Origin of the sequence: Janthinobacterium sp. LS2A, assembly GCF_036543145.1 — a bacterium.
Taxonomy (GTDB): domain Bacteria; phylum Pseudomonadota; class Gammaproteobacteria; order Burkholderiales; family Burkholderiaceae_D; genus Janthinobacterium; species Janthinobacterium aestuarii.
On the sequence record NZ_JAZHPB010000002.1, the window covers coordinates 701604 to 723767 of the forward strand.

Consider the following 22164-nt stretch of genomic DNA (forward strand, 5'->3'; position numbering starts at 1 on the left):
CAACATCGCCAGCGCCCTGTCACGAGCGGCCGATCTGCTGAATTATGGAGGATTTACTATGTTTCGTGGCAAGCATTGCTATTGCGCTGCATCAATAAAAAGCCCCTTGCGGGGCTTTTTTCAGACGGACAGGAATTGCTGCAAGATACCACTTGAGCCGAACGCGGCACGCCGCAAACGGTCATTGACGCCCAGCCACTCAGGGCCGGTCGGAGGCGCTTCGACGAGTATCAGTTCGGCGCCGACCTGGTCCATCGTGCGCAGCGAGGCATACAGCGCATGTGCGTAGTTTTCCGGCTTGGCGGCCAAGCGCACGCTGGCGCTGGCCGGCGGCAGATCCGAGTAATGGATCAGGGCCACGCGGCGCCCGTCGTTGAGCAGGCGGTTCAAGGTGGCGCTCACGTCATCGCTGTGCTGCATCGCAACAGGCGTATGTGGCGCGTAATGCGATTCCAGGGTACCCGAGGCGCGCGGCGCGGCTGCATCGGCAACAGCCGGTGCGCGGCCGATGACGGCGGCGATCTGCTCGCTGCTGATATGGCCGGGACGCAACAATACGGGACCATGTGTGGCCAGGCGCGACAGGTCGACGATGGTCGACTCGATGCCCACGTCGCTCTGCCCGCCATCGAGCACCGCGCCCAGCAAGCCGCTGTCGAGTTCCGCCGCGAATTCATCGCGCACGTGCTGCGCCGTGGTGGGACTGACGTTGCCGAATTTATTCGCCGACGGCGCGGCAAGGCCGCCCTTGCCGCCCTTGAAAGTGCGTAGCAATTCGATAGCCACCGGGTGCGACGGGCAGCGCAAGCCCACCGTATCCTGGCCGCCGGACACGGCGTCGGGGATATGCGCGGCGCGCTTGACGATCAGGGTCAGCGGACCGGGCCAGAAAGCGGCCACCAGTTGCTGCGCTTCCTGCGGGATATCGTCGGACCAGTGCGCCAGATCGGCGCCGGGCGCCACGTGCACGATCACCGGGTGGTCCGATGGACGGCCCTTGGCTTCGTAGATGCGCGCCACGGCGGCCGGGTTTTCCGCATCGGCGCCCAGGCCATACACGGTTTCCGTCGGGAAGGCGACGAGGCCGCCCTCTTCCAGCACGGCAACGGCCGCCGTCAGGTCCTGTGGGGGCACGCTCACGGCGCGATTCCCAGGATCAGGCAAGCGTCGCGCAACCGCTGCTGCGCCTGCGGCAACGTGGCGGCGATGAAGGTCAAATGGCCCATCTTGCGGCCACGGCGCGGATCGTCCTTGCCGTACAGATGCAGACAGGCGCCCGGCAACGCCAGCACCTGGTCCCATGCCGGTTCAGTGACCACATCGCTGTCGCCGGCAAACCAGGCGTCGCCGAGGATGTTGAGCATCACGGCCGGCGAATGCTGGCGCACGTCGCCCAGCGGCAAGCGCGCCATGGCCCGCACCTGCTGCGCGAACTGGCTCGTAACGCAGGCATCCATCGTGTAGTGGCCGCTGTTGTGCGGGCGCGGCGCCATTTCATTGACCACCAGGCTGCCGTCTTCCAGCACGAAAAATTCGATGCACAGCACGCCGACGTAACCGAGTTCGGCCACCATGGCTTGCGCCGCCCGCTGCGCCTTGGCGGCGCAATCGTCGGACACGTTCGGGCCCGGCACGGTGGTGGTAAACAAGACGCCGTCGCGGTGCACATTCTCGGCGATCGGATAGACGACCGATTCGCCATCCACGCCGCGCGCCGTCAGCACGGACACTTCATACGCCAGCGGCAGCATCTTTTCCAACAGGCAAGTTACTTGTCCCATTTCCGCGAAGGCGGCACGCACCTCGTCGCGCGTGCGCACGCGGAACTGGCCCTTGCCGTCATAGCCCATGCGCACGGTTTTCAAGATGCCTGGCAGCAAGTCGTCGCCGATGGCGTCGATATCGTCTTGCGTGGCGATCACCATGTGCGGCGCCGGCAGCACGCCCGATTTATCCGCACAGCCGACAAAGAAACGCTTTTCAGCGATGCGGTCTTGCGCCACCGATACGCCATGGGCGTTCGGCGCCACGAACACGCGTTCGGCCAGGCGCGACAGGCTGTCGGCCGGCACATTCTCGAATTCCGTGGTGACGGCCAGGCATTGCGCGGCCAGGGCGTCGAGGCCGGCTGCATCGCTGTAGCCGGCATTGATGAGGCGCTGCGCCACCTGCCCCGCAGGGCAGGCGTCCGATGGTTCCAGTACGGCCACCTGATAGCCCATGCTCTGGGCGGCCTGGGCAAACATGCGGCCGAGCTGGCCGCCACCCATCACGCCCAGCCACGCCGGTGGATGGGCGGCGGGCAGCAATGGGGAAGTCGATTTACTATTCATTATTTTTCAAACACATTAATCAGGCAAGACCATGGCCTTGGCGGCGGCCGTTTGCGTGGCACGGAACGCTTCCAGGCGCTCGGCCAGGGCGTCGTCATTGGCGGCAAGCATCGCTACCGCCGTCAGCGCAGCATTCGCCGCGCCCGCTTCGCCGATGGCGAACGTGGCCACTGGCACGCCCTTGGGCATTTGCAGGATGGACAGCATGGAATCTTCGCCGCGCAAGTATTTCGACGGCACGGGCACGCCCAGCACGGGCACGATGGTCATCGCCGCCACCATGCCAGGCAGGTGGGCCGCGCCGCCGGCGCCGGCGATGATGGCACGCAAGCCGCGCGCGCGCGCGCTTTTCGCGTACGCATACATCTCGTCGGGCATGCGGTGCGCGGAAATGACTTGCGCTTCGTACGGCACGCCAAACTGTTTCAGCATGGCGACCGCGTTCTGCATCACGTCCCAATCCGAAGACGAGCCCATGATGACGCCGACCAGCGGCTTGTTTTGCTCAGTCATCTCAGGCCTTCAGCTTCTCGCCCGTCAGGCGTTCGATGGCTTCGAAGTACTTGGCCTGGGTTTTTTCGATGACGCCGGCCGGCAGCGCTGGCGCCGGTGCGGTCTTGCCCCAGGTCAGCGTTTCCAGGTAGTCGCGCACGAATTGCTTGTCGAACGACGGTGGCGAAATGCCAGGCTGATACGAATCGGCGGGCCAGAAGCGCGACGAGTCGGCCGTCAGCACTTCATCCATCAAATGCATGACGCCATTGTCGTCCAGGCCGAATTCGAACTTGGTGTCGGCGATGATGATGCCGCGCGTGGCAGCGTATTCGGCGGCCGTCTTGTAGAGTTGAATGGCGACGTCGCGCATCTTGGCGGCCAGTTCCGCGCCGATGCGCTCTTCCATTTCAGCAAAGCTGATGTTTTCGTCATGCTCGCCCAGCTCGGCCTTGGCCGCCGGCGTGAAGATCGGCTCCGGCAATTTTTCCGCCTGTTGCAGGCCCGCCGGCAGCTTGATGCCGCAGATGCTGCCCGTGTCCTGGTAATCTTTCCAGCCCGAACCGATGATGTAGCCGCGCACGACCGCCTCGACCATGATCGGTTTCAAGCGCTTGGCCACGACGGCGCGGCCCTTGACTTGTTCCACTTCCTCGGGCGCCACCACGGATTCCGGCGCCACGCCGGTCAGGTGGTTCGGCACGATATGGCCCAGTTTCTCGAACCAGAAATCGCTCATCTGGTTGAGAACCTTGCCCTTGCCGGGGATAGGCTCGTTCATGACGACATCGAAGGCCGACAGGCGGTCCGTGGTGACGATCAGGATCTTGTCGTCGCCAACGGCGTAATTGTCGCGGACCTTGCCGTGGCCCAGCAATGGCAGGGAGTGGATGGAAGTCTGATAGAGGCTGTTCATAGCGGGGGAATAGTTGGATGAAACGAAACCGGCAGGCAGGGGGTGCCCGCCGGTCGAGAAAATCGGGCACGGAGGATTGCCTCCGGCCCGTTCCAGACAGAATTTTACTTCACAATTTGCGACAGCTCGCCGGCCTTGTAACGCTCGGCCATTTTTTCCAGTGGCATCGCCTTGATTTTCGACGCCTGGCCTTCGCAGCCGAATGCCTGCATGCGGGCGCGTACGATTTGCTCTGCAGCAAGACGGGCTGGCTTCAGGTAGTCGCGCGGGTCGAATTTCGACGGGTTTTCAAACAGGTATTTGCGGATCGCGGCCGTCATCGCCAGGCGGATATCGGTGTCGATGTTGATCTTGCGCACGCCGTGACGGATGCCTTCCTGGATTTCCTCGACTGGCACGCCGTAGGTTTCCTTCATGTCGCCGCCGAATTCGCGGATGATGGCCAGCAATTCCTGCGGCACCGACGAGGAACCGTGCATCACCAGGTGGGTGTTCGGGATGCGCGCGTGGATTTCCTTGATGCGGTCGATGGCCAGGATGTCGCCCGTCGGCTTGCGCGTGAATTTGTAGGCGCCGTGCGAGGTGCCGATGGCGATCGCCAGGGCGTCGCACTGGGTGCGCTGCACGAAGTCGGCCGCTTGTGCCACGTCCGTCAGCAGTTGCTCGCGGGTCATGGTGCCATCGGCACCGTGGCCGTCTTCCTTGTCGCCCTTCATGGTTTCCAGCGAACCGAGCACGCCCAGTTCCGCTTCCACCGTCACGCCGATGGCGTGCGAGAATTTTACGACTTCACGCGATACTTCCACGTTGTATTCGTACGAGGCGACCGACTTGCCGTCCGCTTCCAGCGAACCGTCCATCATCACGGAAGTAAAACCCGAGCGGATGGCGGCCATGCAGACGGCTGGCGACTGGCCGTGATCCTGGTGCATGACGACGGGAATGTGCGGATACGCTTCGACGGCGGCGTCGATCAGGTGGCGCAGGAACGCTTCACCGGCGTACTTGCGCGCGCCAGCGGACGCTTGCATGATCACCGGGCTGTTGAGCGCATCGGCGGCGGCCATGATGGCTTGCACTTGCTCCAGGTTGTTGACGTTGAAAGCAGGAATGCCATAACCGTTTTCGGCGGCATGGTCCAGCAGTTGACGCATGGATACGAGAGACATGGTAATACTCCAGATAACAATAGAAACCGTTGTGGCGCTTCGCGGTCGATGACCGCGGCGGCGCCTGAATTCTTGGACCTTAGTCGAATTCTCCGACCTTCACAATTTTCAAGGCATTCGTGCCGCCCACCTGGCCCATCGGTTCGCCCCAGGTAACGACGATCATGTCGCCCTTGCGGACGATGCCCTGCGCCACCAGCAGCTCTTCCGCCTGCTTCAGCACTTGCGCGCTGGGGGCGTTCTGCATCAGATGATACGCCCGAACATTGCGATACAGCGCGGCTTTGCGCAAAGTCGTGACGCTGGGCGTCAGTGCATAGATCGGCGTGTCGATGCTGTGGCGGCTCATCCACAAGGCGGTGGAACCGGATTCCGTCAGCGCCACAATGGCTTTGACGCGCAAATGGTGGGCCGTAAACAGCGCGCCATACGCGATCGACTGGTCGATGCGGGTAAACGTGACGTTGAGGAAATCGGCATCGAGCTTGTTGTATTCGGATTGTTCCGCTTCCACGCAGATGGCGGCCATCATTTCCACCGTCTCGATCGGGTACTTGCCCGAGGCCGTTTCGGCCGACGTCATGACGGCATCCGTGCCGTCGAGCACGGCATTCGCCACGTCGGACACTTCCGCGCGGGTCGGTACGGCGTTGACGATCATCGATTCCATCATCTGCGTGGCAGTAATGGCTAATTTATTCGACGCGCGCGCCATCTTGATCATGCGCTTTTGCAAGGCCGGCACGGCCGCATTGCCCACCTCGACCGCCAGGTCGCCACGCGCCACCATGATGCCGTCGGAAGCGTCGAGAATCTCTTGCAGCGCAGGAATGGCTTCGGCCCGCTCGATCTTGGCGATCATCATCGGCTTGTGGTGGTACGGTTCGCCGGCGATATTGGCCAGCTGGCGCGCCATTTCCATGTCGGTCGCGCATTTCGGGAAGGAAATAGCCAGATAGTCGGCCTGGAAACTCATGGCCGTCTTGATGTCTTCCATATCCTTGGCCGTCAGGGCCGGCGCGGACAGGCCGCCACCCTGGCGGTTGATGCCCTTGTTGTTCGACAACTCGCCACCAATCTTGACGGTCGTGTGGATTTCGCTGCCGTGGATGCGCTCGACGATCAGCACGATGAGGCCGTCGTTCAGCAGCAAGACGTCGCCCTTGTGCAAGTCGCGCGGCAAGGCCTTGTAGTCGAGGCCGACTCTTTCCTGGTTGCCCAGTTCACCGTTCTCGCCCCACTTGGCGTCGAGGATGAAGCGCTCGCCCGCTTCGAGCTGGATGCGCGTGTTTTCAAACTTGCCGACGCGAATCTTCGGTCCTTGCATGTCGGCCATGATGGCCACTTCGCGGCCGCACTCGGCGGCCGCCAGGCGCACCAGCGCCGCACGGTCGATATGGTCTTGCGCCTTGCCGTGGGAAAAATTCAAGCGCACCACGTCGACGCCCGCACGTATCATTTTGACCAGGATATCGAAGTCAGTGGAAGCGGGGCCGATTGTTGCTACGATTTTTGTACCGCGTGGCATAGGAGTCCTTGTGCGCGAGCGAAGGTGAGCAAGACCTGGCGGCTGAGCCGCCCGGCAAGGTAAAAGCGCAGCGGTCAGGCTGCGCTTGGTGGCACGACAGTCAGGCCGGATCAGCCTGCGCGTTGCATCAGGATCTCAACTGCTGGGAGGGTCTTGCCTTCCAGGAATTCCAGGAAAGCGCCGCCACCGGTCGAGATATAGCTGATTTTATCGGTAATATCGTATTTGGCAATCGCCGCCAGGGTGTCGCCACCGCCAGCGATCGAGAAAGCTTTCGAATCGGCAATGGCCAAGGCCAGGGTCTTGGTGCCGTTGCCGAACTGGTCGAATTCGAATACGCCAACGGGGCCGTTCCACACGATGGTGCCGGCGGCGCCGATCTGCTGCGCCAGCAGGGCCGCCGTTTTCGGGCCGATATCGAGGATCATGTCGTCGTCCGCCACGTCGGCCACGTCCTTGACGGTGGCGGCTGCCGTTGGCGAGAATTCCTTGGCGCACACGACGTCGACGGGAATCGGCACTTGCGCGCCGCGCTTGGCCATGATCTCGATGATGGCTTTCGCCTCTTCAACGAGCTCCGCTTCCACCAGCGACTTGCCGACGTTCAAGCCGACGGCCTTCATGAAGGTGTTGGCGATGCCGCCGCCGACGATCAGGTTATCGACCTTGTCGGACAGCGCTTTCAAAATGGTCAGCTTGCTCGATACTTTCGAACCGGCAACGATGGCCAGCAGTGGTCGGGCTGGCGCGTGCAGCGCTTTGCCCAGCGCATCGAGTTCGGCGGCCAGCAGCGGGCCGGCGCAGGCGACGGGCGCGAACTTGGCGATGCCGTGCGTGGACGCTTCCGCGCGGTGGGCCGTGCCGAACGCGTCATTGACGTAGATATCGCACAGCTTGGCCATTTTTTGCGCCAGCTCATCGCTGTTTTTCTTTTCGCCCTTGTTGACGCGCACGTTTTCCAGCAAGACCACTTGGCCGGCGGCCAGGGATTCCAGGCCGGCGCCATCGATCCAGTTTTGTTTCAGTGCAACTTCCTGGCCCAGCAGCTCGGACAAACGTGCCGCCACGGGCGCCAGGCTGTCGGCTGGCTTGAACTCGCCTTCCGTCGGACGGCCCAGGTGCGACGTCACCATGACGGCGGCGCCAGCGTCAAGGGCGGCGCGAATGGCCGGCACCGAGGCGCGGATGCGCGTATCTTCGGTGATCTTGCCACTGTCATCTTGCGGGACGTTCAGGTCGGCGCGGATAAACACGCGCTTGCCTTGCAGTGCATTTTGGGCGATCAAATCTTGCAGACGGATGAAGTTGAGAACAGCTGACATGGCGATCCAGATGACGAGTGGAAGGAAGTGCGCTATTTTACCGCAAGGACCAGACCAAATCGCCGATTTGTCCTGCTTTACTGAAAAACATGCAACAGTCGCAAGCCCGTGAAAACCAGCATGCCGAAGACGATGGTTTGCAGCATATTGCGGCGAATCACGAAAAAGAGCGTGGCGGCAATACCCGACAAGAGTTTCAAATTGGATAAGTCGAAGTGCACTTGCTGCCCTTCCATCAGCAGGTCGGGCGCGATGATGGCCGCCAGCGCGCAGGCCGGCGCATAGCGCAGCATCTCGCCCACACGGCGCGGGATGGTGATGTGATGGCCGATCAGCCAGAAGGTGCTGCGTGTGGCGGCCGTTGCCACCACCAGCACGGCGATGGCGATCCACACGTCGGCCCTGCCCCAGTCGATGCCGTCAATCATGGCGTTTTGTCCATTTTTCAGTCAATTCTTCCACGGCCATGGCGCTGACCATGCCCACCACGACGGCTACCAGCAAGCCCAGCTTGTACGGCAGGCTGAAGGCCAGCACGGCCACCGCGCCCGCCACCAGCACGCCGCACAGGGCGGCGCGGCTGAGGATCAGCGGCACCGTCACGCACAGGATCGCCAGGGTGCCGGCAAAACCGAGCCCCCATTCGGCCGGCACGACGGCGCCCAGCACGATGCCGATGAAGGAACCGATTTGCCAGGCCAGCCAGTTGGGGTAGATCAAGCCTTTCAGGAAAGGCAGCTTGCCCGGGTCCGGCGTTTCATGGGGGTAGCGTTGCAGGAACAGGCCCACGGTGATGTCGCCGGCCACATAGCCGAGCGCAAAGCGCTGGCGCCACGGCAGATGGGAAAAATGGGGGGCCAGCAGCACGGAAAAGATAACAAAACGCAAATTGACGACGAGGGCCGTGGCGAAGATCACCCATACGGGCGCCTGCGCGGCCAGCAGAGGCAAGGACGCGAGCTGGGCCGAGCCGGCAAAGACAAACAGGGTCATGGCCCCCGCCTGCGCCACCGTCAAGCCGCTTTTCACCATGGCCACACCCACCACCATGCCCCAGGCGGCAATGCCCAGCAAGGTGGGCGCCCCCAGGTTCAGGCCGGCGCGCCAGGCATCTTTCAGCAGGGCCTCGTCCTTGGCGGCCGGGACGGCGTTCACGCGGCGCTCCGGCCGAGGTAGTGTGGTAACTGCACAACAATGGTGCGCGGAGAACGGCTCCGCAACGGTGATACCGGCAAGGCAAATCCAGTCAGGGTGGCGCTACGGCAGCCATATTGTCGCGAAAAACCGCGCCGCAGCCGAAGATGATCAAGCCGACATTTTAGCCATGATTTTTGCTGTCTGCCTGAATCCGTTAAAATCGTGCTTTTGGCAGCAGCCGACTTCCTTCCATACAGCCTCACGGAGCATGACAAGATGACAAAAACCACCCAGCCAGCGGTCGAACTCGACAGTAAAGACTTGCCAGCCCACTGCCCTAACCCGGCCATGCCGCTGTGGTCGTCGCATCCGCGCGTGTTCCTGGAATTCAACAAGGACGGCGTCGCCAAGTGCCCGTACTGCGGCACGGCCTACACGCTGAAGGAAGGCGCCAGCGCCGGCCATCATTAAACTGCCCAGCGGCGCGCCCCCAGCGCGCCGTTTTTATTTGCATCAAGTTATAGCGATCAGCCCGGAGTCGTCATGAAACGTCTGAAAGAACTCAATGGCAGCGCCGCCGAAGTCGAAGCGGCGTTCTACGATGCCTTGCACCGCGCCGACCTCGAAGCGCTGATGGCGCTATGGGCCGACGATGAAGAAATCGTCTGCATCCACCCGGGCGGCGCGCGCCTGATCGGCCATGCCGCCATCCGCGCCTCGTGGGAAACCATTCTGGCCGGCGGCGGCCTGCACATCGTGCCGGCGCAGCTGCATGAAACGCACAATCTGATGAGTTCGGTGCACACGGTGATCGAAGGCGTGACCCAGGAAGAAGGCGGCCCGGCGCATCTGCTGGCCACGAATGTGTATGTCAAAACGCCGCGCGGCTGGCGCATCGTGCTGCACCACGCGTCCATCGCCCCCGGTGGCGCACCGGCCGACGCCGCGGGGACGCAGATCCTGCACTGATGGCTTTGTCTCTTTCCTACACCGCCCCGCTGTGGCTGCCTGGCGGCCACGCGCAAACGATTTATCCGGCCGTATGCCTCGCCAAGCCGGCCGTGGCCTTCCGCCGCGAACGCTGGCAAGCGCCCGATGGCGATTTCGTCGACGTCGACCTGGTCGATGGCCAGCCGGGCCAGCCCTTCGTGGTGCTGTTCCACGGTCTGGAAGGCTCGTCGAACAGCCATTACGCGCGCTCACTGATGGCCGAGGTGGCCGCGCGCGGCTGGTCCGGCGCCGTGCCGCATTTTCGCGGCTGCTCGGGCGAGGCGAACCTGGCGCCCCGTTTTTACCATTCGGGCGATGCGCAGGAAGTGGACTGGATCGTGCAGCGCCTGCGCCCGCGCGCCACGGGAAAGTTGTATGCGGCCGGCGTCTCGCTGGGCGGCAACGCCCTGCTGTGCTGGCTGGGTCAATCGCAGCACCAGGCCGATTTCATCGATGCGGCAGCGGCCGTGTCCGCCCCGCTGGACCTGGCGCAAGGGGGCAAGGCCCTGTCTTCGGGCGCCAACCGGCTCTACACGCGCATGTTCCTGAACACCCTGAAACCGAAATGCCTGGCCAAGCTCGAGCAGTTTCCCGGCCTGTTCGCGCGCGACGCCATGCTGGCCGCGCGCGATCTGCACGCCTTCGATAATGTCGTCACGGCACCGCTGCACGGCTACCGCGACGCCGACGATTACTGGCACCGCGCCAGCGCCAAGCACGTCTTGCAGGACATTACCGTGCCGACCCTGGTGCTGAATGCGCAAAACGATCCTTTCCTGCCCGGGCGCTTCTTGCCGCGCAGCGCCGCGCCGAACGTCACGCTCGAGTATCCGCGCCACGGCGGCCACGTCGGCTTTGCCGCTGGCAAGATGCCGGGAAGCTTGTATTGGCTGCCGCAACGGCTGCTCTCCTTCTTTGAAAACGGCAACATGGCGCCGTCTGCGCCGCAAAGCTGGCACGCTGGCGGTGCGCGCACTCACTTGGAAAACGCTACACATGGATGAACTCGTCAAGCAAGCCCTGGCCAAATGGCCGAACGTGCCCCACTGCTACGGCTGGCTGGGCCTGGACGCGCGCGGCCACTGGCGCATGCGCGACCAGCAGGCGCAACAGCAACAACTGCCCGGCGACAAGATCGCCCATACGGCCCTGTTGAATTTCATCAACCGCAATTACGCCCAGGACGAACGCGGTTGCTGGTTTTTCCAGAATGGCCCGCAACGCGTGTACGTGAACCTGGAAGCGACGCCATATATCGCCCGCAGCGACCCGCAGCACGGTTTTGTCTTGCAGACGGGCGTGCCACTATCGAGAATCGAGCAGGTTTACCTGTGCGACAACGGCGCGCTGATCTTGCGCCACGCCGATATCGTGGCGCAGGTCGACGACCGCGACATGGCGCAAGTGCTGGCGTCGCTGCGCGTTGATGGGCTGGCCTTGAGCGACGAGACCCTGCTAGCCTGGCTGGAGCATGCTCAAGGCAATTTGATGTTATTGCATGGCAGCAAGGTGATCGCCGTGCAGCCGCTGGGCTATGACTCCGTGCCGCAGACCTTCGGCTTCCAGCGGGCGCCGCAAGCCGATAAAAACTAGCCCTTCTGGTCCTTGATCTGCTCGCGGCGCTTTTCCTGCAGTTCACGCTCGCGCGCATCGATCACGGCCTGGTCATAAAAGGTCGCGTCCGTCGATTTGCGGGCGATCGTCAGCTGGTCCAGCGCGGCCATGGTGGCGCCCTGCAGCACGTAGGATTCGGCCAGCGCCATGTGCTGCAAGGTCATCTTGCCCTGGTCCGCATAGGCTTTCGCCAGCAAGTCGTAGAGTTCCGGCTCTTCCTTGTAGAGCTGCACCTGCTCGCGCAAATACACGGTCGATTGCTCCAGCTTGCCCGCAGCCATCAGCGCTTCCGCATACTGGTGGGCAATGCCGCGCGAGAGGGGAAATTGCTGGCGCGCAGCGTCCGCCGCCTTCAGGGCTTGCTGCGCCACTTCCTTCTTTTGCGCCGGCATCAACAGCACTTCCAGCCCCATCGCCGTCAGCAAGGAATTGGGCGCCTGCGTGCCGCCCGAGGTAAACACGTTCGGCCCGGCCGGCTGGTGCAGGGCCGCATTGGCCGCGTCGAGTTCCTTTTGCGCCTCCGCCGGCTTGCCCTGCTTGACGGCGACAAAGGACAAGCCGTAATGGGCGGCCGTCACCTGGAAGCGGCTTTGCTGCTCCAGCTGCGTCTTGAAGACGGCCTTGGCGTTCAACAAGCCTTGTACGCTTTCATCCTGCAGCACGCGGGCGCGCGCCCGGGCCAGGTGGAAACTCAGGCTGTCCGCCCGCTGCTTGTACGGCTGCTCGCGGATGCGCGCCTGGATGTCGGCAATGCGTTCCGTCGTCAGCGGGTGGGTCTGCAGATAGGCGGGCATCAAGTCGCTGTACGAGCGGCTGGCCGCCTGCATGCGGCCGAAGAAGGCCACCATGCCGGTGGTGTCGAAGCCCGCTTCGCCCATGATCTGGAAACCGATGCGGTCCGCCTCGCGTTCGGCGTCGCGACCGAAATTGAGCTGGCGCTGGATGGCCAGGCCCTGGCCGGCGGCAAACACGCCCATGGCCACATCGCCGCCTGCACGCGAAGCGAGCGCCGCCAGCAGCATGGCGGCCAGCGGCATCAGGGCGTCCTGGCGCTGCTGGCCCAGCATGCGCGCGATATGGCGCTGCGCCACATGGCCGATCTCGTGCGACAGCACGGACGCCAGTTCCGCCTCCGTTTGCGCCGCCAGCACCAGGGCCGAGTGCACGCCGATGAAGCCGCCGGGCAAGGCAAACGCGTTCAACTGGGGATCGCGTACGGCAAAGAAGAAATAATCGTAATTCGTTTCACCGCGCACGCTGGGGCGCGCCGCCACGAGCGCGTTGCCGAAGGTATTCAGGTATTCGAGCAGGGGCGCGTCGTCGAGATAGTCGCGGTCGCCGCGGATGCCGCGCATGATTTCCTCGCCGATCTTGCGCTCCATCGCCGGCGACAGGTCTTCGCGCGACGTGTCGCCCAGGTTCGGCAGGTTCGGCGCCGGCGGCACGGCCAGCGGCGTCCAGCCGCTTCCCGGCTTGGCCGCCACGCTGGCGGCCGGCACCGCTGGCGCGGACGTATAGGTTTGCGCCAGCGCACAGGGCGCCGCCAGCCACAAGGCAGCCAGCACGGACGCGCGCCGGGAGCCGCGCAGCCATGCCGCAGCGGCGTTTTCAACGATGATTGGAAGGGGAGTTTTTGAATTCACGGGTGCTATCATACCTTGTTAGCGGCGCCCATTCCCACGCGTCATGCCAGTGGCATGCGGTCGTGACAGGGCGTGCCGCGCTTCCCTTTTCTTACCTATTTTGACGCCATGACAACAGCAGACAAGCAAGCCCCCGCCGGGGAACTGACCCATTTCGACGCCACGGGCCAGGCCCATATGGTCGATGTGGGCAGCAAGGAAGACACGCGGCGCAGCGCCGTGGCCGCCGGCACCATCCGCATGCAGCCGGCCACCCTGGCATTGATCATTTCCGGCAATGCAAAAAAAGGCGACGTGCTGGGCATCGCCCGCATCGCCGCCATCATGGGTGCCAAGCGCACGAGCGACCTGATTCCCCTGTGCCACCCGCTGGCCCTCACGCGCGTCACCGTCGATTTTGAAGTGGATGAAGCGGCCAACAGCGTGCACTGCCGCGCCCAGGTCGATACGACGGGCAAGACGGGCGTGGAAATGGAAGCGCTCACTTCCGTGCAAATCGGCTTGTTGACGATCTACGACATGTGCAAGGCCGTTGACCGGGGCATGGTCATGACGAATGTGCACGTGCTGGAAAAACATGGCGGCAAGTCGGGCGATTGGCACGCCGAGGTGTAATTATTTTGCCTGGCGCGCAAGATGGCCCTGGACGCGGCGCAAGTCGCGCAGCAGCCAGACGGCACTGGCCAGGCATAGTACGATGATGGCCATGGACAGGGGCAAGTGGAATTGCTCCAGCCCTGCCAGTGCGAAGCCGGCGTGGATCAGGAACGTTCCCACGCCCAGCGCGGCGCAGACACCAGCGTACAGGGGCGCCCGCGCGGTGGCCAGCAGCACGTGCCGGTAACCGGCCAGCACCACGGTAATCGCCGCCAGGTTAAACACGAGAAAACCCTGCACGCCGCCCGGCAGATGAAACATCTCCCACTCTTTCCAATAGGCAGCGTCGATTTGATGCAAGATCAGGAACAACATGGTCCAGAAGTAGCTGCGCGGCATAAGATTAACATTCGTCAATATTGATCCCATTGTAAAGCCTGCACCACGCACCGGCATGTGCCCATGGCACTTTCGATGTAAAAATGAATTTCATTGATATAAATGCTTTTTCATCAAGAAATCATGCATACTGCGAGTCGTCCATATCCACATGAGCATCGCATGACAAGCAACAGACCCGCCGCGGAAACCAAGCTCCAGGACTTCGACTTCGAGGCCATGAATCTGCAGGTGGGGGGACGCATCCAGTTCATCACGCACCGCACCATCAAACCCATCCAGCATTTCTCGACCGTGATCGGCTATGTGAAAGACGAGTACCTGATCGTCAAGATTCCCATGGAAAACGGCGCGTCGATTGTCCTCAACGAGGGTGACAAGCTGACCATCCGCGTGTTTTCTGGTGTCACCGTCTGTTCGTTTTCCTGCAGCGTGCTGCGCATCTTCGGCCGCCCGCTCAACTATGTCCACCTGAGCTTTCCCGATGCCATCCAGGGCACCAGCCTGCGCACGGCCATGCGCGTCAAGGTGGACATTCCGGCACAGCTGAGCTACCGCGACGTGGCGGCCGTGCCCGTGTTCATCGTCAACCTCAGCGTCTCGGGCGCGCTGATCGAGGCGCCCAGCATGCTTACGCCCGATGACGAAGGCGTGGCGCTGAGCTTTACCCTGCTGGTGCAGCCGAACAAGCATCAGATGCGCGTCAACACGCGCGCCCGCATCCAGAACGTGAGCGTGGGCAAGCCGTCGAATGGCCACGCCACCGGGGTAGCTGAAATTCATACGTACGGCGTGCAATTCATCGACCTGGAACCGACCCACTACACCCTGCTGCAAAATCTCACGTATGAAGCGCTGATCGCGGACCGGCAAAAAATCGTCTGATACCCAACTGGCAAACGCCACCTACAGCGTCGATGTCACGTCGGGAATGTTGCTTTTGGTAATCGCTTCCTTCGCTGCCGGATTCGTCACGGTGGTGCTATTGAACCAGGTCAGGCTGCTGGTGCCCGGCTTCATGGTCATCGTCACGGTTTGTCCACCGATACCCGTGCCCAGGTCGGCCGCCAGGGTCAGCTCGATATTGCCCTTGTCGACCTTTCCGCTGGCCACTTCGCGCGTGGCACTGAACACGGGGATGGCGCTGGGCACGGCCGGGGTCGGCGTGCTGCAGGCGGCCGCCTCGCCGCCATTTTCCTGCACGCACAGGGCCACGGCCGTCTTCAGCGGCGCAGCGGCCGCCAGCACATTGCTGACCTTGGCCCGCATCGTATAGTCGCCGTACTGGGGAATGGCCACGGCCGCCAGGATGCCGGCGATGGCCACCACGATCATCAGTTCTATCAGGGTAAAACCGCTTTGCGCGCGCATCGTATCCTCCCATTGTGCGTTGCTCGTGCCGTGCATGGTGCAAGCGCCATGCCAGCGGCGCGCCCGGGCAGCGGCGGTACGCATGGAAAGAAAAGCGACGCATTTGGGCGGGTTCGGACCAGCGCCGTCCGCCCAGGCCGGGAATTGGCCTGTCTTGCGGACAAAAAAAGGAGCCGAAGCTCCTTTTTTGTACTGCATGAACCAGGCTGAAAATTACAGCATGGCTTTCAGCAGACGCGCCATTTCCGACGGGTTTTTGGTCACGGTGATGCCGCAAGCTTCCATGATTTCCAGCTTGGCTTGTGCCGTATCGGCACCGCCCGAGATCAGCGCGCCGGCGTGGCCCATGCGCTTGCCTGGAGGAGCGGTGACGCCAGCGATGAAGCCAACGACCGGTTTTTTCATGTTGTCTTTGATCCAATAAGCCGCGTTGGCTTCGTCCGGACCACCGATTTCGCCGATCATGATGACCGCGTCGGTATCTGGATCGTCATTGAACATCTTCATGATGTCGATGTGCTTCAGACCGTTGATCGGGTCGCCGCCGATGCCGACTGCCGACGATTGGCCCAGGCCCAGTGCGGTCAATTGACCCACTGCTTCATAGGTCAGGGTGCCCGAACGGGACACCACGCCGATACGGCCCTTCTTGTGGATGTGACCTGGCATGATGCCGATCTTGATTTCGTCTGGCGTGATCAGGCCTGGGCAGTTAGGGCCCAGCAGCAAGGTTTTGCTGTTGGCTTTAGCCATGCGGTCTTTCAGGGCCATCATGTCGCGGACAGGAATGCCTTCGGTGATGCAAATGGCCAGATCCATTTCAGCTTCGACAGCTTCCCAGATCGCCGCTGCCGCGCCTGCTGGCGGTACGTAGATCACGGAAACGTTGGCGCCGGTTTCTTTTTTCGCTTCGGTCACGTTAGCGAAAATAGGAATGCCTTCGAAATCTTCGCCGGCTTTCTTCGGGTTCACGCCTGCCACGAAGGCAGCTTTGCCGTTCGCGTAGTCGCGGCAACCGCGGGTGTGGAACTGGCCGGTCTTGCCGGTGATCCCTTGGGTAACGACTTTGGTATCTTTATTGATCAGAATGGACATGTTGATTCCTTAATTAAGCTTGACCGGCAGCAGCGGCAACGACGCTCTTGGCTGCATCTTCCATGGTGTCGGCTGCGATGATAGGCAGACCGGAATCGGCCAGCATCTTTTTGCCCAGGTCTTCGTTGGTGCCCTTCATGCGCACGACCAGCGGTACGTTCAGCGAGACGGCTTTCACTGCGGCGATCACGCCTTCAGCGATCACGTCGCAACGCATGATGCCGCCGAAAATGTTCACCAGGATGGCTTTCAGGCCTGGGTTTTTCAGCATGATCTTGAACGCTTCGGTGACTTTTTCTGCCGTGGCGCCGCCGCCGACGTCCAGGAAGTTGGCTGGCTCGCCGCCAAACAGCTTGATGGTATCCATGGTGGCCATGGCCAGACCGGCGCCGTTCACCAGGCAACCGATGTTGCCGTCGAGCGAAATGTAGGCCAGGTCGAATTTCGACGCTTCGATTTCAGCTGGATCTTCTTCGTCCAGATCGCGCAGGGCGACGATTTCCGGATGACGGAACAGGGCGTTCGGGTCAAAGTTGAACTTGGCGTCCAGGGCGATGACTTTGCCGCTGCCGGTGACGATCAGCGGGTTGATCTCGGCCAGCGAGCAATCGGTTTCCCAGTACGCTTTGTACAGGCCTTGCAGGTTGACGCGGGCGTCGGCGATGGAACCGGCAGGCACGCCGATTTTGGCGGCGATGTCGTCTGCCTGGGCATCGGTCAGGCCGGTGCCTGGATCGATGGTGACGTGATGGATCTTCTCAGGGTGGCTCTCGGCCACTTCTTCGATGTCCATGCCGCCTTCGGACGACGCCATCAGGACGATTTTCTGGGTGACGCGGTCGGTGACCAGCGAAACGTACAGTTCTTGTTTGATGTCGGCGCCTTCTTCCACCAGCAGGCGGTTGACTTTCTGGCCTTCGGCGCTGGTCTGGTGCGTGATCAGCTGCATGCCCATGATCTGGTCAGCGTATTCCTTGACTTGCTCGATCGATTTCGCCACTTTCACGCCGCCGCCCTTGCCGCGGCCACCTGCGTGGATCTGCGCCTTGACAACCCATACCGGGCCGCCCAGGGTTTCCGCAGCCTTGACGGCTTCTTCGACGGACATGCACGGAATACCGCGTGGTACCGTCACTCCGTGCTGCCGGAGGATTTCTTTGGCTTGATACTCATGGATTTTCATGCTGGCTTCCCTTCTGATACTGATTTGTAAAAATACGGTTAGTGGTGCAAAAAAAACAGGAAAAACAGAGCGCCGGGGTCACGCTTTGGCTACCCAGCGCGGGTAATACTGTGCCACCGCCCCGCCATCGGTGCGCAGGGCGTGGCATTTGTCGAGTTGAAACGGCTTTTCATGCGACAAGTCAGCATTCTCACCGTCACGGGTCGACCAGACATCGCCGGCAAATGCCTGAACCGTCGCAGTCGGCAAGACTTGCGCCAGTTCGGTCAAATGGGTACAGCCAGCGATTCCCGCCAGGCGCTGTTTCAAGTCGCGGCGGAAATTCTTCAATAAATTCAAACCGATCAGCGCCCTGTAAGCGGGGCCGATGGTATCGCAAAAACCGGGATAGGGCACGGCATCGGAGGCAGCTTCGGCCTCGACAATGGTCAGTTCGCGATCGACGGTAATACGTAAATGGAGGTCATGCAGAGGGGCGCCGGCGGGACGGGGGCCGGAGGCCAGGGTCGCATCATAGCTTTTGATGTCGGTGATATGGGCGTCAATATCCCACAGGCCGTCGTCGCGCATATACGCTTGGACGTCGATAACGCGGGAGTGCCGTAGGGCGCGCCGGGATACGGGAGTTGACAGGGGCATAAGACCGATGCCGCTTGCGCGGCCATAATTAGTAAGCAGCCATGTGCCTAAAGCACTCTGTTCGCAGCTTCTACGAACAGCAACCGCACCTGCGGCGCCGCAAAAACCCTAAAAGTGTAGCACACAGGGCGCTAGTTGCGCCGCAACATAATTTTTTATTGGTCGTGCCGTCTGCCGCAAATCATTAACGAAAATCGCAAAATCAATGACAATTATTCACAATGCAGATAACTTGAAAGCATGCCTGCGGCACCGGCGCACTGGCCGGCACCGCGCTTCAGTCAGCCACACCCAGTGCGCGTAAAACGGGCAAGGTGCGCGCGGAAAAATATTCCGCGCGCGCCAGCAGTTCGGCCAGGTTTTCCTCTTCCGTCAACAAGGGCTGCCCGTCCTTCGTCAGCAGTTGCTCCAGGCGCAGCAGTACCGGCCACGTCGCGCGCACCCATTCTTGCGGCGTTGGACAACCTTGCTGTTTTGCCCACAGGAACAGTTGTTGTAAATGCGATACAACCACGCCGCCGCCCGTCAGGGGGCTGGCGAGGCTGTGCAAGTCGGTTCTTGCCAGCGCCTGCTCCAGCAAGTGCGCATTCAGCCGCGCCGTCTGCGGCCGCGCCACGGCGATGTCGGCCTCGTCCTGGACGGCAAGCACGCTGCCCTTGCTGACCAGCACCAATATGATCTGCAGCAAGGCGGCCAGGCCGGCTTCGCTACCCGCCAGTTGCAGCTCCAGTTCGCCTATCGTGTACACGCGATGGTCGGCCATGGCGTCGAGCACGGGCGCATACACGCGCTCGTCCATATCGGCGTCGCCCAGCACCCCATGCACGCTCAACACCACTTCGTCGCGGGGCACGGCCAGCATCACGCGCACGGCCCGCACGGCGCTGACCTGGGCCAACGGCGTCAGCCTGCGCGCGCCCTTGACCCAGTAATCCTTGCGGAATTGCTCGTTGACGAGAAAGGCGCGCGTCGTCTCGCGGAAGACGGGATCGGGTATCTCGGCCAGGAATTGCTGGTGTTCGGCCGTCAGGTTCAGCATGTCGACCAGAGCGGTATAGTTGGCGGACGAGGCGAACTCCAGCTTGGCCTCGCCCAGCATGGCCGCAACGCTGGAAAAGGCCATCGGCTGCCAATCCGCATTGAAATATTCGTGTGCAATATAGTTGCGGTCTAGCGCTTTCAGCTTCTCGAAACGGTCCGCCAGCAGGGGATTGGCCTCCAGGTAGCGCGGTTGCACGGCGATCATCCTGTCGACAAAATCGATGGCGCCGTCGACTCGTGCCAGCACGCCCACGCCGGGCGCGCTCATGACGCGGCTATGCTCGGCCAGCAAGTCGCGCATCGGCATCATGGCACTCCAGCCCGGCTGCGTGTTATAGCTGATATAGGCGACGCCACCCACTTTCAGCTTGCGCTGCAGGAAATCGACGATCAAGGCGCGATTTTCTGCCGAGACCCAGCTCCAGATCCCGTGCAGGCAGATAAAGTCGAAATCGGGCAAGTCGTCACGGCGGCAAAACTGCGCGAACGATTCGTCCGTGAACTGTGCGCCGGCGCCGGTCACGCTGGCCAGCTCCTGCGCAAAGGCGGCCTGGGACGGATTGAAATCATTGCCATGCCAGCGCGTGGAAGACGCCGCCGCATGGATGTTGGCGCTGATGCCCTGGCCAAAGCCCAGCTCGCAAGCCGTGCCGCTGGCCGGCAAGGCAAGCCCGGCAGCCAGCAGGGGCAGCCGCAGGCGCAGAGGATTCAATTCTTCGTAATAGCCATAGGTATAGGCGATTTCGGCCACATAGCCGGCATTCCAGTTGCTCATCTCGATCCTGTCACGGTCAGTGGTGCTGCGCGCATCGCACAGCGTTCGAGCGCCAGAATACCTTATCGCGCGGCGTCGCCATACTGGAAACAAACGGCGTTTGAAAGCGCAGTTCATGGGGCACGACGGAGGCCGGCCGGCGCGCCATGGCCAGCCTCATTCCTCGTCGGGATCCAGCCCCTTCAAGGCCGCTTGCACGGCGCGCTGGGAAAAGCCGCGCTGCATCAGGAAGCGCATCTGCTTGTTGCGCTGCTCGGCATCCTGCGCTACTTCACCAAACTTGCGGCGCCACACTTCGCAGGCGCGCGCAACTTCCCCTTCGGCCAGGCCCGCCTTGAGTTCCTGCAGCGCCTCGCCGCCGATGCCATGGCTTTGCAACTCCGCCATGATGCGGCTATTGCCGAAGCGGGCCGAGCGGCGGTGGATCAGCGACTCGGAAAAGCGCTCCTGCGACAGCCAATTGGCTTGCTCCAGGCTGTCGAGCAAGGCTTCCACGTCATCGCCCTCCTGCGCATGGCGCTGCAGCTTGCGCCGCAATTCCATGCGGCTGTGTTCACGCATCGACAAAAAGCGTAGCGCCCTGCCCTTCAGGCTTAGTTGTACTGCGGCCATACACCCACCTTGTCTTTCATTCCACAATCACATCACCCAAACACAATCGCCGCCCGGCGCAACAGCGCGGGACGGCGATCATGGTCCTACCTTGCGGCAAGCCATGCGTAGGTCGGATCAGGGCCCTTGGACCGTAATCCGACAACATTGTTGACGTCTGTGGTGTTGTCGGATTACGCGCGGCTTTGCCGCGCTAATCCGACCTACTCTGGCTTGGCTTCCGCAGCCTTGGCAGCCTTGTCGGCGGCTTTGTCCGCTTTTTCCGGCTTTTCAGCAGCCAGCGGCGGCAGTTCGCGCACGCCCAGCGAAGCGCGGACCTTGTTTTCGATTTCGCGGGCCAGCGCCGGACGCTCCTGCAGGAAGGCGCGGGCGTTGTCCTTGCCCTGGCCGATACGTTCGCCGTTGTAGCTGTACCACGAACCGGATTTTTCCACGATCTTGGCATCCGAGCCCAGGTCCAGGATTTCGCCTTCGCGCGAAGTGCCTGCGCCGTACAGGATGTCGAAGTGCGCTTCCTTGAACGGTGGCGCGATCTTGTTCTTGACGACCTTGACCTTGGTTTCGTTGCCGATCACTTCATCGCCGGACTTGATCGAGCCGGTGCGACGGATATCCAGGCGCACGGAGGCGTAGAATTTCAGCGCATTGCCGCCCGTGGTTGTTTCCGGGCTACCGAACATCACGCCGATCTTCATGCGGATCTGGTTGATGAAGATGACCAGGGTATTGGTGCGGTTGATGGAACCGGTCAGCTTGCGCAGGGCTTGCGACATCAGGCGCGCTTGCAGGCCTGGCAGGGAATCGCCCATGTCGCCTTCGATCTCGGCGCGTGGCGTCAGTGCGGCCACGGAGTCGATGACGACGAGGTCGACGCTGCCCGAACGCACGAGGGCGTCGCAGATTTCCAGCGCCTGCTCACCCGTGTCCGGTTGCGAGATCAGCAATTCGTGCAGGTTCACGCCCAGCTTTTGCGCGTAACCGACGTCGAGCGCGTGCTCGGCGTCGATAAAGGCGCACGTGCCGCCCAGTTTTTGCATTTCGGCGATGGTTTGCAGGGTCAAGGTGGTTTTACCCGACGATTCCGGACCGTAGATTTCCACCACGCGGCCGCGCGGCAAGCCGCCCACGCCCAGCGCGATATCGAGGCCGAGCGAACCGGTCGACACGACTTGCACTTCTTCGATCGGTGCGCTGGCATCCATGCGCATGACCGAACCTTTGCCAAACTGCTTCTCGATCTGCGCCAGTGCGGCGGCGAGCGCCTTGGCTTTTTCCGATGCGGGTACTACAGCTTTTTTATCGTCCATA

24 protein-coding genes are annotated in these 22164 nt (G+C 62.2%); 6 read left to right on the top strand and 18 right to left on the bottom strand.

Going from position 1 to position 22164, the window contains the following annotated elements; genetic code table 11:
* Positions 1-120: 120 nt before the first annotated feature.
* The 9 genes from V3C40_RS08980 to V3C40_RS09020 all read right to left on the bottom strand — a co-directional run bounded on the left by V3C40_RS08980 (position 121) and on the right by V3C40_RS09020 (position 8915).
* Positions 121-1140: an L-threonylcarbamoyladenylate synthase gene (locus tag V3C40_RS08980; protein ID WP_331777213.1), complete on the bottom strand. Its 1020-nt coding sequence runs from the start codon at positions 1138-1140 to the stop codon at positions 121-123.
* Positions 1137-2333, bottom strand: coding sequence for a 5-(carboxyamino)imidazole ribonucleotide synthase (locus V3C40_RS08985; RefSeq protein WP_331777214.1), 1197 nt, complete (start codon positions 2331-2333; stop codon positions 1137-1139). Before V3C40_RS08985 ends, V3C40_RS08980 begins: the two co-directional genes overlap by 4 nt.
* 15 nt (positions 2334-2348) lie before the next feature.
* On the bottom strand, positions 2349-2846 hold the full coding sequence (gene purE, locus V3C40_RS08990) for a 5-(carboxyamino)imidazole ribonucleotide mutase (RefSeq protein WP_034746126.1): 498 nt from the start codon (positions 2844-2846) through the stop codon (positions 2349-2351).
* 1 nt (position 2847) lies between these two features.
* Positions 2848-3741, bottom strand: a complete 894-nt coding sequence (locus V3C40_RS08995) for a phosphoribosylaminoimidazolesuccinocarboxamide synthase (RefSeq protein ID WP_331777215.1) — start codon at positions 3739-3741, stop codon at positions 2848-2850.
* A 104-nt stretch (positions 3742-3845) separates the two neighbouring features.
* Positions 3846-4910 (bottom strand): class II fructose-bisphosphate aldolase, encoded by a 1065-nt coding sequence (gene fba / locus V3C40_RS09000; protein ID WP_034746119.1) that lies wholly within the window; start codon positions 4908-4910, stop codon positions 3846-3848.
* A 79-nt stretch (positions 4911-4989) separates the two neighbouring features.
* Entirely contained in the window at positions 4990-6438 is a 1449-nt protein-coding gene (gene pyk, locus V3C40_RS09005) for a pyruvate kinase (protein WP_046684386.1), read from the bottom strand.
* Between the two features lie 110 nt (positions 6439-6548).
* Positions 6549-7760 (bottom strand): phosphoglycerate kinase, encoded by a 1212-nt coding sequence (locus tag V3C40_RS09010; protein WP_331777216.1) that lies wholly within the window; start codon positions 7758-7760, stop codon positions 6549-6551.
* 77 nt (positions 7761-7837) lie between these two features.
* Positions 7838-8188, bottom strand: coding sequence for an AzlD domain-containing protein (locus V3C40_RS09015; protein WP_034746111.1), 351 nt, complete (start codon positions 8186-8188; stop codon positions 7838-7840).
* A complete protein-coding gene (locus V3C40_RS09020; protein WP_331777217.1) occupies positions 8181-8915 on the bottom strand; it encodes an AzlC family ABC transporter permease in 735 nt (244 codons plus the stop codon). The genes V3C40_RS09015 and V3C40_RS09020 overlap by 8 nt, the downstream gene beginning before the upstream one ends.
* 258 nt (positions 8916-9173) lie before the next feature.
* Between V3C40_RS09020 and V3C40_RS09025 the strand changes: the two genes are divergently transcribed.
* The 4 genes from V3C40_RS09025 (at position 9174) to V3C40_RS09040 (ending at position 11480) form a co-directional block, all read left to right on the top strand.
* Complete coding sequence (locus tag V3C40_RS09025; protein WP_034746106.1) at positions 9174-9368, top strand: zinc-finger domain-containing protein; 195 nt, start codon at positions 9174-9176, stop codon at positions 9366-9368.
* A gap of 72 nt (positions 9369-9440) precedes the next feature.
* Positions 9441-9866, top strand: a complete 426-nt coding sequence (locus V3C40_RS09030; protein WP_034746103.1) for a YybH family protein — start codon at positions 9441-9443, stop codon at positions 9864-9866.
* On the top strand, positions 9866-10891 hold the full coding sequence (locus V3C40_RS09035; protein WP_331777218.1) for a YheT family hydrolase: 1026 nt from the start codon (positions 9866-9868) through the stop codon (positions 10889-10891). The genes V3C40_RS09030 and V3C40_RS09035 overlap by 1 nt, the downstream gene beginning before the upstream one ends.
* Complete coding sequence (locus V3C40_RS09040) at positions 10884-11480, top strand: DUF2946 family protein (protein WP_034746098.1); 597 nt, start codon at positions 10884-10886, stop codon at positions 11478-11480. Before V3C40_RS09035 ends, V3C40_RS09040 begins: the two co-directional genes overlap by 8 nt.
* Here the strand turns inward: V3C40_RS09040 and V3C40_RS09045 are convergent.
* Entirely contained in the window at positions 11477-12985 is a 1509-nt protein-coding gene (locus V3C40_RS09045) for a beta-barrel assembly-enhancing protease (RefSeq protein WP_442907240.1), read from the bottom strand. The two genes, V3C40_RS09040 and V3C40_RS09045, sit on opposite strands and share 4 nt — an antisense overlap.
* Before the next feature lie 267 nt (positions 12986-13252).
* On the opposite strand from V3C40_RS09045, the gene moaC reads away from it, so the two are divergent.
* Positions 13253-13759, top strand: a complete 507-nt coding sequence (gene moaC / locus V3C40_RS09050) for a cyclic pyranopterin monophosphate synthase MoaC (protein ID WP_331777219.1) — start codon at positions 13253-13255, stop codon at positions 13757-13759.
* On the opposite strand, the gene V3C40_RS09055 is transcribed toward moaC, so the two are convergent.
* On the bottom strand, positions 13760-14197 hold the full coding sequence (locus V3C40_RS09055) for a DUF6713 family protein (RefSeq protein WP_331777220.1): 438 nt from the start codon (positions 14195-14197) through the stop codon (positions 13760-13762).
* A 105-nt stretch (positions 14198-14302) separates the two neighbouring features.
* Here V3C40_RS09055 and V3C40_RS09060 point away from each other — a divergent pair, with 105 nt between their 5' ends.
* Positions 14303-15025, top strand: a complete 723-nt coding sequence (locus tag V3C40_RS09060; RefSeq protein WP_319990572.1) for a flagellar brake protein — start codon at positions 14303-14305, stop codon at positions 15023-15025.
* Between the two features lie 21 nt (positions 15026-15046).
* Here the strand turns inward: V3C40_RS09060 and V3C40_RS09065 are convergent, their stop codons facing one another.
* From V3C40_RS09065 to recA, 7 genes are all read right to left on the bottom strand, one after another.
* The gene (locus tag V3C40_RS09065) at positions 15047-15547 is read right to left on the bottom strand and encodes a pilin (RefSeq protein WP_070301057.1); all 501 of its coding nucleotides are present in this window, start codon (positions 15545-15547) and stop codon (positions 15047-15049) included.
* Between the two features lie 177 nt (positions 15548-15724).
* Positions 15725-16606 (bottom strand): succinate--CoA ligase subunit alpha, encoded by an 882-nt coding sequence (sucD, locus tag V3C40_RS09070; RefSeq protein ID WP_034746085.1) that lies wholly within the window; start codon positions 16604-16606, stop codon positions 15725-15727.
* 13 nt (positions 16607-16619) lie between these two features.
* Positions 16620-17789 carry an ADP-forming succinate--CoA ligase subunit beta gene (gene sucC, locus V3C40_RS09075; RefSeq protein WP_034746081.1) on the bottom strand — a complete coding sequence of 390 codons (1170 nt, stop codon included), beginning with the start codon at positions 17787-17789 and terminating at the stop codon, positions 16620-16622.
* 78 nt (positions 17790-17867) lie between these two features.
* Positions 17868-18428, bottom strand: a complete 561-nt coding sequence (locus V3C40_RS09080) for a DUF2889 domain-containing protein (RefSeq protein WP_034746078.1) — start codon at positions 18426-18428, stop codon at positions 17868-17870.
* A 277-nt stretch (positions 18429-18705) separates the two neighbouring features.
* Positions 18706-20244, bottom strand: coding sequence for a class I SAM-dependent methyltransferase (locus tag V3C40_RS09085; RefSeq protein WP_219328039.1), 1539 nt, complete (start codon positions 20242-20244; stop codon positions 18706-18708).
* Between the two features lie 156 nt (positions 20245-20400).
* Positions 20401-20856 carry a recombination regulator RecX gene (recX, locus tag V3C40_RS09090; protein WP_034746072.1) on the bottom strand — a complete coding sequence of 152 codons (456 nt, stop codon included), beginning with the start codon at positions 20854-20856 and terminating at the stop codon, positions 20401-20403.
* A 203-nt stretch (positions 20857-21059) separates the two neighbouring features.
* Positions 21060-22163: a recombinase RecA gene (gene recA / locus V3C40_RS09095; RefSeq protein ID WP_034746069.1), complete on the bottom strand. Its 1104-nt coding sequence runs from the start codon at positions 22161-22163 to the stop codon at positions 21060-21062.
* Position 22164: the final 1 nt, after the last annotated feature.